A 12462-nucleotide genomic window follows, 5' to 3' on the forward strand; every position below is an offset into this window, starting at 1 on the left:
TGTCTAAACGTGGTGTATCAGCTTGTTTAGCAACGTTTGTAGAGCGAAAGACACGGAAATACGTTGCGATTAAGATGGCGAATCAAGACTCCCATTGTATGTTGAAAGCAATGAAACAGTTAGTCGAGCTTCAACCAAAAAATAGTATTAAATCGATCACTTGCGACCGTGGTAATGAATTTGTCCATCATGCAAACATTGGGATTGTTGAAACAACTTTAGGTGTCAAGATTTATTATGCCAATCCTTATTCACCGCACGAACGTGGATCTAATGAGTATCACAATGGCTTATTGCGTGAATACTATCGAAAACCCACTGACTTTAGAAAAGTCAGTCAAGAGCACTTAAATGACTCCATAAACGCCATCAATACTCGTCCACGTAAAACATTGAAATGGCAATCAGCAAATTATAGATTTGAAAAAGAATGTCTCATGCTAAAATAATTAGTTTAATAGACGTATTCTTATTTCTAAGTCAAAAAAATAATTATGTTATTTTTTACCTCCAAACGATTTTTACCTAACACGTAAAACTGTCACGTATTAAAAACAGCTAAAATGTTATTTTAATTGGTATATCAACAATACTTTGTTGCATTTAACCTTGACATGTGGCCCCTAAAATCTACTTCGTATAATATATATTATGTAAACTAAAATGTTATTTGATTTTCAAGAGAAATACTATAGTACTTCTCTATCCTTTTCCTAAGATAAAGAACATTTTAAAACTGCTTTATATGTCTGTTTAAAGCCAATTAACTGCTAATTGATATTCATAACAACTAATTGGCTAATATTTTTATTTTTTTATAGCTTCATTAATATCAATTAATTCTTCTTTAGTCAAGTAGCGCCATTGTCCTTCAGCTAAATTTCCTAATTCAACATTCATAATTCGTTTGCGTTTTAAGTGAACTACTTGATAGCCTAACTCTTGACACATCCGTCTAATCTGACGATTTAATCCCTGTCTTAATATTAAATTAAAGCTTTTATGCCCGATAACTTCCACTTTTGTAGGTAAAGTAATTTGTCGTTTATCTGCTACTGGATTGTATATCTCTACCCCAGTCTCCATACACGTTACAAACGTTTCATCAAATTTCTTGTCCACCATTACCTGATATTCTTTATCATGACCATTTTCTTCCCGCAGGATCTTATTCACGATATCACCATCACTTGTTAACAAAATCAGTCCGGTAGACTCCTTATCCAGACGACCAATAGGGAAAATCATTTCCGGATAATTCATAAAATCCGTCAAATTTCCTTCAACAGCCTGATCCGTAGTACTTGTTATACCGGCAGGCTTATGTAAAGCGATATAAACTTTCTCAATTCTAGGAGTTACATTATTGCCATCAATGGCTACTTTCTGCTCTGGAGTGACTCTTAATCCAATTACAGCAGCCTTCCCATCAACGGTCACTCTACCAGCTTCAATTAAACGATCAGCTTCACGGCGGGAACAATGACCCGCATCACTAATATATTTATTCAATCGCAAGCTTTCTTTTGCTTCATGCTGAATATGAGAACCTTGGTTAGCTTGCTTAAGCGATTGTTGACGTGCTTGTTTCATTCTTAACTCCTTTTTAGACCTGTTATTTTATTCAATTATAACATATATCAAAGCACTTAATTCAAATTATTATCTCTTTAGCTAACTCATAACATAAGGGTTAGTTCCGTAAGTTCAATAAATCACATAGATAGATATAGTAATTATCATAAGAATTAAAATGAAGTAACCGAGCTGTTTATTATACTTGATTATTTGTGCTAGATTAGTTTTTAACAGATTCATTTTTAAAGAATAACGAGGATCCTTTAGAAACCAAGCTTCTTTATTAAGTATTGTGTCTTTTTCCAACGAAATGAGTGATAAATTTAGATAAGCAAGTTCATCAGAAGTCTTTCTATAAATGAATATAATAATAAATAACAAAAAAAGCATAAAAAGAAACGGAAGCCACTGAATGATGTACAATACTAAACTGAGCACCAAAAAAGTTGGCAACCTAGCATAAGTTGTTGCTGCTTCGCCATTGATTGATTTAGGTTTTGTAACCATTGTTTAAATGCTTTCTCCCCAAAAGCTCCCCTCCCAACTAACTTCTTTTATAAACATTGTAACATGTTGGAACAAGCAACTCTAGCCTTCCGCTTAATAAATATACCTTTAACGAAAAAATGGAAATAAAAAAAGGAAGTAGTTTCCGCTACTTCCTCCCCATAGGATGAAAAAAATTTAAACAAAATTATTGTGAACATTTACATACTTAATATAACATCTTGAAGCATATTCGTAAAATCAAAAAATTCATGATGATGTGCAGTTTTTGAAACTTTTTTATCAACAACTAAAAGTAATATACTTTGCACTTCTAATCATGATAACTTACTATAAAGAGAGAAAGAAATTAAATAACAGAATGGATGTGACTATTTTGGCTCTTTTAGCACTAGACATTGGTGGCTCAGCGGTTAAATTTGGTATTTGGGAAGAGAATGATTTACATGAAAAAAATAGCTTTCCAACACCTCTTACACGTAAATTGTTTTACGATGCAATAAACGACTTATTAAAAAGACAAAACGATACTTATCTAATTACTGGTATTGCGCTAAGTTGCCCTGGAGATACTGATGAAACAACTGGGATGATTAATGGGCTCAGTTATGTGCCATTTTTACATCTTGGAGAATTTCAACAAGAATTTGCAACAGCGACTGGACTTCCAGTATCAATGTTAAATGATGCAAACAGTGCTGCTCTAGCAGAAATGACAATGGGCGTTGGTGTGGGTCATCAAGAAGCTATTTTTCTAATTATTGGATCTGGAATTGGATTTTCTATTGTTTCAAAAGGAAAAATTCTGACAGATACTGCTGATAAACTCGATAAATTAGATAAGTTAGTGGCTGATGGCGTTAAAACAATTAACAATAGTAAAGTATCACCTGTACACATCGCTCGCCGTGTTTCCTTAAAAAAACTTAAACTCCCCTCTGCTATTGATGGCAAAGATGTTTTCCAATTGGCTGCAGATGGTGATTCTGTGGCATCTAAAGAACTGGATAATATGTATAAATCGCTTGCTGAAATTGTTATTTCTTTAAATACAGCCTTCCAGCCAGAATTAATCGGTATTGGTGGCGGTGTGAGTAATAACAAAGAACTTTTACCTAACCTAGAAAAAGCAGTTGATACATTGTTGAAAGAAGAAAATGGGTTGTTAACTATTTTCAAAACTCTCTTTACTTCTCAAAAAGAATTACCTAATCCTAAATTAACTCTGTGCAAATACAAAAATGATGCCAATCTTTTAGGTGCTGTGATTCATTTTCAACAAACTAAACAAAATTAACTATATTAACTATATTGAAAGGATCTGTCTTATGAATTAATTACGATAAGACAGATCCTTTGTTAATAAGTAACTGAAACTACCTCTGTTAAGAAATCAGTTAGCTCTTCCGTCTGGTTATCAAGTAATAATTTAACCAGTTTACTGCCAATAATTACACCGTCACAGCTCTTAATAAATATCTCAACCTGCTCTTTATGAGCGATTCCAAATCCTGCAAGGACAGGAATATCCGTCTGCTGTTGTAAATTTGCCAAGTATGAACCAACTGAATGATCAAACGCTTGTCGCTGTCCTGTTGTTCCATTCACTGTTACAGCATAGATAAAGCCCTCAGCTTGACTAATCAACTCTTTGATTCGCTTCTCTGAACTTGTAAGTGAAACTAATTGAATTATGGCAATATCTGTTTGTTCCAGATGAGGCTGTAGATAATCTTGGTGTTCTACAGGTAAATCTGGAATAATCAGCCCCTTTACAGTTGTTCCCTTGAGTTCTTCAACAAAATGCTCTATGCCCATTGAATAAATAGGGTTAAAATAACTCATGATCACTAAAGGTGTTTTAACGGTTGTCTGCTGAATAACTTTGATAATTCTTTTTAAAGTAACTCCGGCTTCCAACGCTCGCAAACCTGCCATTTGAATTATCGGTCCATCTGCTACTGGATCAGAGAAAGGAATTCCTATTTCAATCGCGCTAACGCCAGCTGCTTCTAACAATTTTAATTCGTGTTCTAGCTGGTCTAACCCCTGGGCCCCTGCCATTATATACGGAATAATCAAAGCTTCTTTTCGTTTCTTAATTGTCTGCAAATGAATTTCTAGTGTCTTAGCCATTAATATTTACTCCTTCTAACCGTTTCTTTATTTGCGCAACATCCTTATCGCCACGTCCAGATAAGCAAATGATCAGCGACTTATCTGAGCCTAACTCAGCTGCAAGTTCAACTGCATAAGCAATTGCATGAGAGCTTTCCAATGCTGGAATTATGCCTTCAGTTTGACATAATAATTGAAACCCGGTCAGTGCTTGATCATCAGTAATACTTACATAACGAGCCCGTCCTAAGTCATTAAAATAGCAATGTTCGGGACCTAAGCCAGGGTAATCTAACCCTGCTGAAATTGAAAAAGCTTCCTCAATTTGTCCATGTTCATCCTGCAAAAGCTTCATCAGAGCGCCGTGTAAGATGCCATTTGTTCCTTTTGTAATAGACGCTGCATGAAAAGCTGTTTCTAATCCCAACCCAGCAGCCTCAACCCCATACATCGACACCTCTTGATCGTTAACAAAAGGATAAAACAAACCCATAGCATTACTACCGCCACCCACACAAGCTACTAAAGCATCTGGCAATTTTCCAGTTAAATCAAGATATTGCTGCCGAGCTTCTTTACCAATTACACTTTGATAATCACGAACAATTTCTGGAAAAGGGTGAGGGCCTAAAACTGAACCCATCACATAATGTGTGTCCTCTACATTAGCCACCCAAAATCTCAGTGCTTCATTGACGGCATCCTTGAGTGTTTTACTGCCAGATTCAACGCTTACTACTTTTGCTCCAAGCAACTCCATCCGAAACACATTAAGAGCTTGCCGCTCGACATCCTTAGCACCCATAAAAATGGTACATTCCATGTCAAACAATGCTGCTACTGTTGCAGTCGCTACTCCATGTTGGCCAGCTCCTGTTTCGGCAACTACTTTCTTTTTGCCCATTCGCTTTGCAAGTAGCACCTGACCAGTTGTATTATTAATTTTATGAGCGCCTGTATGATTTAAGTCTTCTCGTTTTAAGAAGATTTTCGCGCCACCAGCCGCTGCTGTTAATCGTTCAGCAAAATATAGCGGTGTCTCCCTTCCGACATATTTTGTTAAATAATAATTAAGCTCCTCTTGAAAAGACTTGTCATTTTTAGACTCCTCGTATGTTATCGCTAATTCATTAACAGCCTTCATCAATGATTCTGGTACAAATTGGCCGCCATATTGTCCGTAAACCCCTTTTTTTGTAGGTGCTTTATAAGTCATTTCTTGTGTTCCCCTTTCGCTTTCATAACAAATTCATTTATTTTATTGCCGTCTTTTCTTCCCTTTGTTTCTACTCCAGAAGAAACATCCACTCCGTAAGGTTGAAAATAAGCAATAGCTGCGTTCACGTTTTCTGAGGTCAAGCCACCTGCAATAAATAATCGATCTTTAGGTAACCTCTCTGACTCAATCTTCATCCAATCAAATACCTGACCATTTCCTCCTAGACACCTGTCACCTTGTGTATCAATGAGAAAAGACACAGTAGAAGGAAAGGTGTCGATCGTTTGTAAATAATGTCTATCATTAGCGGCAATCGCCTTAATAACTGGACAATTAAACTGGGCAACAAACTCTGGTTTTTCTTGACCATGTAACTGAACAACATCAAGAGGCACCTTCTTAATGGCTAAAAGTACCTCTTCTAATGTTGGATTGACAAATACCCCCACTATTTTAACTTTATCAGGAATATTTTTAGTCAAATCATGAGCTTCTTCCAGAGTTACTTGACGGCGACTGGACGCAAATACAAACCCGACATAGTCAGCTCCGGCAATCACAGCTGCTTCAACATCCTCTTTTTTACGCAGTCCACAAATTTTTACTTTCATCTCCTCACCTGTAAACTGCTAGCCACACTAGCTGGATTTTTTGCTCTCATCAAGGTTTCTCCTATTAAGACGCCATTGAAATAAGGAGCTAACGCCATTACTTCATTAGAGTCACGAATACCAGATTCACTAAAATACAGAGCAGATGTTTTAAAATGAACGCCTAATTGATGGCTCACATCAAGATTGACTTCAAAAGTCGTGAGATTTCGGTTATTAACACCAATTAATCGAGCCCCTAATGATTCTGCAACATCCAACTCAACTTGATTATGTACCTCTACCAAAATCTCAAGTCCCAAATCAACTGCCTTTTGATATAGCTCCTCTAATCTCACTTGATGTAAAGCAGCAACAATCAATAGCACGATAGATGCACCAGCATTTCGTGCCCGAATAAGTTGTTTCTCATCAATAATGAAATCCTTACATAAGATAGGGAGCTCAATTCTTTGAGCAATAGCTTGCAAATCAGTGATTGATCCTTTAAAAAATTGTTCATCTGTTAACACTGAAATCGCACTAGCTCCAGCCTTTTCATAAACCTCTGCCTGTTTGATGCTATCTACAGCCACCATAATATCCCCTTTTGAGGGTGAAGCTCGCTTGACTTCTGCAATAAGGTGCATCTTCGTTGGATTAGCTTTAACCATTTGATAAAAAGATGGTCGCTCTTTAATTATTGCCAGTTCTTCAAAAGGCATTTTAGCTATTTCTTCTTTTTTTACCGCGATAATTGTATTAAGAAAATCTGTCATTTATTATTCCCTCGCTTTCATATACTGTTGAAAAGTCAATAGATTACTTAACACTTGCATAGCAGCACCGCTTTGCAAAAGTTGATTCGCTTCATGAACGCCTTCTTGAATAGTTGTAACTCTTCCACCGGCAAATAACCCCAATCCAGCATTCAAAAGGACAGTATCATAGTAGGGGCTCTTCTCTCCCCTTAACACCGCTAATAAAATCTCAGCATTCTCAGTAGCATCACCTCCACGAATAGCCTCATACTCATAAAAAGGTAGGCCTACATCCTCGGGAGTTAGGACATGACAAGAAATTCTACCATCGGCTAGTAGGGCATAATGTGTCTCGCCAGACAAAGAAGCTTCATCCATCTCTTTTGATCCGGTCACTACGATGGCTCGTTTACGTCCTAATTTTTGAATTGTTTCAGCCGTTTTTATTAATAAACTTCGTCGATTAATCCCCATCAGTTGATACTCCAAAGCAACAGGATTAGTCAAAGGTCCGATTAAATTCATAATTGTAGGAGTCTCCAAACTTTTGCGTACTGGCATCACGTAACTCATCCGCGGATGAACATGGGGAGCGAACAAAAAAGTTAAATTAGTCGCAGCCAGCTGTTGAGACTGTTGCTCAGCAGATACTAGGAAATCTATACCTAGAGCCTCACATGTATCAAAACTTCCAGCTTTGCTTGAGATACTTCGATTTCCCGTTTTAGCGACCTTCATTCCAGCGGCAGCCAGAACGAACGCTGCCGTTGTACTGATATTAAAGCTGTTTGACAGGTCTCCGCCTGTCCCACAATTACAGATCGTATCTGTTAATTGGGTCTCGATTGGCACTGAAAACTCTCTAATTGTCTCCACCAACCCAGTCATCTCTTCGACTGTCTCACCTTTTATTTTCAAGCCAATTAGTAACGCTCCGATTTGCGCATCACTTAACTCTCCCTCAAATAATTGTCGCGATAACTGTTTCATCTCTTCTTGAGCTAAATCATTTTGCTCATATAATTTAGTTAGTAACGTATTCATTCATCTACCCTTCTTCCTCATTAACGATTGTCATAAAATTCTTTAGTAACTGATGCCCATATTCGGTCCCGATTGACTCTGGATGAAACTGTAAGCCATAAATAGGCAATGTGCGATGCTTCAATGCCATAATTTCTTGATCGTCAGTAGCAAAGCCTATTATTTCAAGCTCAGCAGGTAGCGTGTCTATCTTCAAAACTAAGGAATGATACCGCATAATCGCAAATTCATTAGGTAAATCTATAAATAATGAGTTATCTTTCATCCAACTCATCCTAGAAATTTTTCCATGACGGATTTCATTAGACTGAACAATCTCTCCTCCGTAGTGCTGAGCAATTCCTTGATGCCCCAAACATATACCAAGAAGAGGCTTGTATTCGGCATAAGCCGCAATCAACTCGTTCATTTTGCCAGCATCCTCAGGTCTTCCAGGTCCAGGTGAAAAGACTATCGCTTTTGCTTTTTCGGCCAACACAACCAGATCGTCAGCGTCATTCCGTCGGACTATCACCTCGCCATAAGGACTCAGGTAATGCAATAAATTGTAAGTAAAAGAATCGTAATTATCAACAAGTAAAATCATTACTATCAACCTCCAGTAAGGCCCTAGCTTTATGTAAGGTTTCCTCATATTCTTTGGTTGGATCAGAATCATGAACCACTCCCGCTCCAGCTTGAACATGAGCAATCCCTTTGTGTAAAACCATTGTTCTAATCGCAATTGCAAAATCGGCTTTACCTGAGTGAGTTAGATAACCGACTGCCCCACCATAAACATTACGCTTGGTTGGCTCTAACTCGTAAATACGCTGCATCGCTCGAATCTTTGGTGCACCACTGATTGTTCCAGCAGGTAAGGTAGCCTTTAGCGCATCCATCGCAGTCACGTCCGGACTGCGGACACCTTCAACAACTGAAACCAAGTGCATGACATATCGGTATTTTTCAACAACTAAATATAGCGGCACAGTAACCGAACCAGCTTCGGTAATTTTACTAATATCATTTCGACTTAAATCTACTAACATCCGATGTTCGGCCAACTCTTTTTCATCATGACTTAGCTCATCTGCCAATTGCTGGTCTTCTTGTACAGTTCGTCCTCGCTTACATGTTCCTGCAATTGGATTAGTTATAACTCGAGGTCCTTGTACACTCACAAGGCTTTCTGGTGAGGAGCCAATAATCTTAGTTTCACCAAAATCTAAATAGTAAAGATAGGCTGATGGATTAGTTAATCGGAGCCCTCGATAATAATCAAAGCTATCAAAAGTAAAGGGAGCTGATAATCGTTGTGAGGGTACTACTTGAAAAATATCTCCCCTTTTAATAAGTGTCTTACTTTTTCTAACTAATGCTTCGTATTCGTGTTGCTTAAGATTACTAGTAAACGTCAGAGGCTCAAGCTTGAGTTTTCGCGTTTCATCCGGATGTGGCACTTTCAACTGTGCTACCATCACTTCAATAGTGCTCTCCATGTCCTCTACACTCCGTTGAGAATATAGATTATCTTGAATTAATATGACCTGTTCCTTCAAATGATCAAAAATAACAAAAGACTCCTACACATAAAAATGACAATCAGGTATACCTAACTGATCTTCTGGTATCCTTCCAACCTCTTCATAGAGTGCACTGACATCATAGCCCACATAGCCAATTGTCCCAGCTTCAAAAGGTAGGTCTGTTTCTTGCTCTTCACGACTTATGAAGCTTTCAATTTCTTTCAAAGGATCGCTTACTTCTTTGATTTGATTATCAATTATAAGTTGGTGACCAAAGGATTGAATCTCATGGACTGGATCCACCCCAACAATTGAGTAACTAGCTTGTTCTCGATCCCGTGGAATACTTTCTAATAAACACTTTTTATTACCTGATAATCGTAAATAAATACTAATAGCTGTTAAACAATCAGCCGACTGAGTTCTAATCCTTCTCATTTCTCCAACATCCTTTCATACTTTTATAACCAAAACACAAAAAGCCCTCAAATAATTAATCACTAATCATTTGAGGGCGAATTTCACTCACGGTGCCACCTCAATTTGGACATACCTCTGCCCATCTCAACAGTCATCTAACAATAACCTACTCTGTAACGGGAGCTCCCGTAAATCCCTACTATTATTTCAAGATTTAACTAACAGGTCCATTCCTTTTTGTGTTGCTATTAGCTCTCACCACCGCTAACTCTCTGAAAACATCAACTAAAAAGTACTCATCCTGCTTAACGCAGTTACTATTCACTTATAAAACAAAAAAGCTCTCACACCTATTTTCTACTGAAAATAAGGACGAGAAACCCGTGGTACCACCTTAATTGATTGATATGTCAATCCACTTATGCGCTAAAAACGCGTGTCCCGATAACGGTGAACTAACCGAATATGCCTACTAACTTCAACACTTAGCTCAAAAGTCCATTCATAATTGTGGTTTACTAACTTCCAGCACCGTTAACTCTCTAATAAAACCGATCAATTACTACTAATCTTTCTCATTGCTTGTCTTTTTTACAATACTACGTGATTAAAGATTAAAAGTCAATGATAAAATAAAAAGTTTTTTATCATAACATTTTTTAATTATCTCTAACAAAAAATCAACACTAGATTAAGTGCTGATTTTTTTGGGTTTTGATACCATGACAAGTTCTTTTTTTCCTTGCTGTTTTTTTAGCAGAGCATTGATAACTAAAGCCTTAAGAACATCTTTTTCTACATCGTCATCTAGATTCATCTTATTCAGGGAACCATCAATAATTTGACTAATAATTTTCTGACTTTCATTTAATTGAGACGCCTCAATTTTAGACAACACTGCTTCCGTTTGATAGCCTTCTGTCTCTTTTATCACATAATCTAACATTTTAAGAGTCTTCAAAAAGATATTTCCTCGACTATTTCGTGGTTGCTTACCGTCAGCGATTAATTTTAATTGTTTGCCTGACATTTCTAAAAAATAACTTGGATTAACATCCCCAATATCTTTCAACAACTCTTGACTAAAAGAGCTTTCCTTAGAACCAGCGAAATAGCTCGCTAAACCTATAGGTTCATCCTTAGTTTTATTAACATCAACATAGAGAAATTTTCCACTTTGCTGAACAGCAAAAAAAATCGGGTGAACAGCTGATTGAGGCAAAGCTACAACTCGAGAAAATGTTTTTCGCTTCACTTCAGCCAAAGTCGCAACAATTAGCCAAGGAAATTCTGTTATTATCGGTAAATCAGTAAACACAGACTCTTCGATTTCCTTACAAATTTGTAAACTATTATCATTAAGCGCAGTAAGCTCATCTTCAGTTATCTCTGGAACCAGACATCGATAAACACGCTTATCACGTTCGATCAGATGATGACTCACAAAAATTTCCATTTCTCGGTCAACTGTCTCCCAATCTGGAATAGCGCGTTTAATTTCTTGCATCGTCGCTCCATTAGTTTGACGCCTTAACCAATTATGAAGCTTTCCTAATTGAGTCAAATTAACCAATTCAAACGTATCTACTTGCTTTAAAAACGGCACTTTAATCATATCAAACATCTTATCATCCCAATCTAGTTAACATAATATTATTATGATCTACTTATAATGAAAAATAACGAGGATGGGACAAAAAGTCTCATCCTCCATTTATTTCACGTATGTTATGTGACAAACGTGCTCGGAGTCAAACCACTTTATGTCCGAGCTACGTTTGGTTAACAATTATTTAAATGCTTCTGTCAATTGTGGTACCACTTGTTTTTTACGTGAAACAACACCTGGTAAATGTGCAACGCCGTTCATCAATGACGTGTTAAAGGCTTTTTCCACCTTATCTTGATCATCCCCGACAACAATAATGGCAGAATCACTGTCTAATATATTGGTAATAACCAAGATAAATAAATCATAGCCTGCTTCACTATTTTGAGTCGTCATCGCCGTCTCTAACACTTCTTGACGAGCCAAAACTTCATTAACATCAACCGTGTTAACTTGACCAATTCTTACATTCTTCTCACCCATCGGGAAGCTTTTAGCGTCCATATCCAACAACTCAAATTCAGTTTTAGTACTAAGATTGGTTCCCGCTTTTAACATCTCTAATCCATATGACTCAATGTCTACCTCGGCAATTGCGGCTAATTCATTAGCAGCAGCCATATCTTCTGGCGTACATGTTGGTGATTTAAACAGTAGAGAATCAGAAATAATCGCTGATAACATCAATCCTGCAATATTTTTCGGAATCTCAATGCCGTGTTCTTTAAATAGCTTTAAAATAATTGTGTTCGTACAACCAACAGGCTCAGCGCGGTAATAAAGTGGATTAGCCGTCTCAAAATTAGCGATACGGTGATGATCAACAACCGCTAAAACCTCTAACTCACTAATATCACTCACACTTTGTTGCGCTTCATTATGATCCACAAGCATCACTTGCTTTGTTTCACCACTTGCTGATTCAATCACACGGGGAGCCGGAGTATTAAAATAATTTAAGGCGTAATCTGTTTCTTCATTCGTTGCTCCTAAGGCAACAGCTTCAGCGTCAATCCCCAATTGTTGTTGTAAATAAGCAAAAGAAAGAGCTGATGTAATCGCATCAGTGTCGGGATTTTGATGCCCGAAAATTAAAACGTTAGACATA

General features: G+C 37.3%; 11 protein-coding genes, 1 pseudogene and 2 other annotated features. Of the genes and pseudogenes, 2 read left to right on the forward strand and 10 right to left on the reverse strand.

The features are described from left to right. Nucleotides 1–449: IS30 family transposase (locus AC5KOD_RS07890; protein ID WP_496914002.1), on the forward strand; the 449-nt coding region annotated here is incomplete at its 5' end. A 358-nt stretch (nucleotides 450–807) separates the two neighbouring features. Here the strand turns inward: AC5KOD_RS07890 and AC5KOD_RS07895 are convergent. Continuing rightward, on the reverse strand, nucleotides 808–1593 hold the full coding sequence (locus AC5KOD_RS07895) for a pseudouridine synthase (RefSeq protein ID WP_496914003.1): 786 nt from the start codon (nucleotides 1591–1593) through the stop codon (nucleotides 808–810). A 760-nt stretch (nucleotides 1594–2353) separates the two neighbouring features. Here AC5KOD_RS07895 and AC5KOD_RS07900 point away from each other — a divergent pair. Then, nucleotides 2354–3382: an ROK family protein gene (locus AC5KOD_RS07900; RefSeq protein WP_496914004.1), complete on the forward strand. Its 1029-nt coding sequence runs from the start codon at nucleotides 2354–2356 to the stop codon at nucleotides 3380–3382. Between the two features lie 62 nt (nucleotides 3383–3444). Here AC5KOD_RS07900 and trpA read toward each other — a convergent pair whose 3' ends face one another. The 9 genes and pseudogenes from trpA to AC5KOD_RS07945 all read right to left on the reverse strand — a co-directional run bounded on the left by trpA (nucleotide 3445) and on the right by AC5KOD_RS07945 (nucleotide 12461). Next, a complete protein-coding gene (trpA, locus tag AC5KOD_RS07905) occupies nucleotides 3445–4221 on the reverse strand; it encodes a tryptophan synthase subunit alpha (RefSeq protein ID WP_496914005.1) in 777 nt (258 codons plus the stop codon). Beyond that, complete coding sequence (gene trpB, locus AC5KOD_RS07910) at nucleotides 4214–5419, reverse strand: tryptophan synthase subunit beta (protein ID WP_496914006.1); 1206 nt, start codon at nucleotides 5417–5419, stop codon at nucleotides 4214–4216. Before trpB ends, trpA begins: the two co-directional genes overlap by 8 nt. Next, nucleotides 5416–6033 (reverse strand): phosphoribosylanthranilate isomerase, encoded by a 618-nt coding sequence (locus AC5KOD_RS07915; protein ID WP_496914007.1) that lies wholly within the window; start codon nucleotides 6031–6033, stop codon nucleotides 5416–5418. Before AC5KOD_RS07915 ends, trpB begins: the two co-directional genes overlap by 4 nt. Beyond that, nucleotides 6030–6791 carry an indole-3-glycerol phosphate synthase TrpC gene (gene trpC, locus AC5KOD_RS07920; protein ID WP_496914008.1) on the reverse strand — a complete coding sequence of 254 codons (762 nt, stop codon included), beginning with the start codon at nucleotides 6789–6791 and terminating at the stop codon, nucleotides 6030–6032. Before trpC ends, AC5KOD_RS07915 begins: the two co-directional genes overlap by 4 nt. A gap of 3 nt (nucleotides 6792–6794) precedes the next feature. Next, nucleotides 6795–7817: an anthranilate phosphoribosyltransferase gene (gene trpD / locus AC5KOD_RS07925; RefSeq protein WP_496914009.1), complete on the reverse strand. Its 1023-nt coding sequence runs from the start codon at nucleotides 7815–7817 to the stop codon at nucleotides 6795–6797. Nucleotides 7818–7821: 4 nt separating this feature from the next. Further along, entirely contained in the window at nucleotides 7822–8403 is a 582-nt protein-coding gene (locus AC5KOD_RS07930; protein WP_496914010.1) for an anthranilate synthase component II, read from the reverse strand. Beyond that, nucleotides 8387–9763: pseudogene (trpE, locus tag AC5KOD_RS07935) on the reverse strand (anthranilate synthase component I). Before trpE ends, AC5KOD_RS07930 begins: the two are co-directional and overlap by 17 nt. A gap of 69 nt (nucleotides 9764–9832) precedes the next feature. After that, nucleotides 9833–10063 (reverse strand) — a binding site (T-box leader). 47 nt (nucleotides 10064–10110) lie between these two features. Beyond that, nucleotides 10111–10333: a binding site (T-box leader), on the reverse strand. Nucleotides 10334–10436: 103 nt separating this feature from the next. Further along, nucleotides 10437–11369, reverse strand: a complete 933-nt coding sequence (locus AC5KOD_RS07940; protein ID WP_496914011.1) for a DUF1803 domain-containing protein — start codon at nucleotides 11367–11369, stop codon at nucleotides 10437–10439. Between the two features lie 165 nt (nucleotides 11370–11534). Further along, the gene (locus AC5KOD_RS07945) at nucleotides 11535–12461 is read right to left on the reverse strand and encodes a manganese-dependent inorganic pyrophosphatase (protein ID WP_496914012.1); all 927 of its coding nucleotides are present in this window, start codon (nucleotides 12459–12461) and stop codon (nucleotides 11535–11537) included. Between the last annotated feature and the right edge of the window lies 1 nt (nucleotide 12462).

The sequence above is a fragment of the Vagococcus sp. WN80Y genome, from assembly GCF_059621045.1.

What these genes read in the sequence shown, in the direction of transcription:
- trpD (WP_496914009.1), bottom strand. Translation starts at nt 7,817, where the DNA reads ATGAATACGTTACTAACTAAATTATATGAGCAAAATGATTTAGCTCAA.
- trpC (WP_496914008.1), bottom strand. Translation starts at nt 6,791, where the DNA reads ATGACAGATTTTCTTAATACAATTATCGCGGTAAAAAAAGAAGAAATA.
- trpB (WP_496914006.1), bottom strand. Translation starts at nt 5,419, where the DNA reads ATGACTTATAAAGCACCTACAAAAAAAGGGGTTTACGGACAATATGGC.
- AC5KOD_RS07895 (WP_496914003.1), bottom strand. Translation starts at nt 1,593, where the DNA reads ATGAAACAAGCACGTCAACAATCGCTTAAGCAAGCTAACCAAGGTTCT.
- AC5KOD_RS07945 (WP_496914012.1), bottom strand. Translation starts at nt 12,461, where the DNA reads ATGTCTAACGTTTTAATTTTCGGGCATCAAAATCCCGACACTGATGCG.
- AC5KOD_RS07940 (WP_496914011.1), bottom strand. Translation starts at nt 11,369, where the DNA reads ATGTTTGATATGATTAAAGTGCCGTTTTTAAAGCAAGTAGATACGTTT.
- trpA (WP_496914005.1), bottom strand. Translation starts at nt 4,221, where the DNA reads ATGGCTAAGACACTAGAAATTCATTTGCAGACAATTAAGAAACGAAAA.
- AC5KOD_RS07930 (WP_496914010.1), bottom strand. Translation starts at nt 8,403, where the DNA reads ATGATTTTACTTGTTGATAATTACGATTCTTTTACTTACAATTTATTG.
- AC5KOD_RS07915 (WP_496914007.1), bottom strand. Translation starts at nt 6,033, where the DNA reads ATGAAAGTAAAAATTTGTGGACTGCGTAAAAAAGAGGATGTTGAAGCA.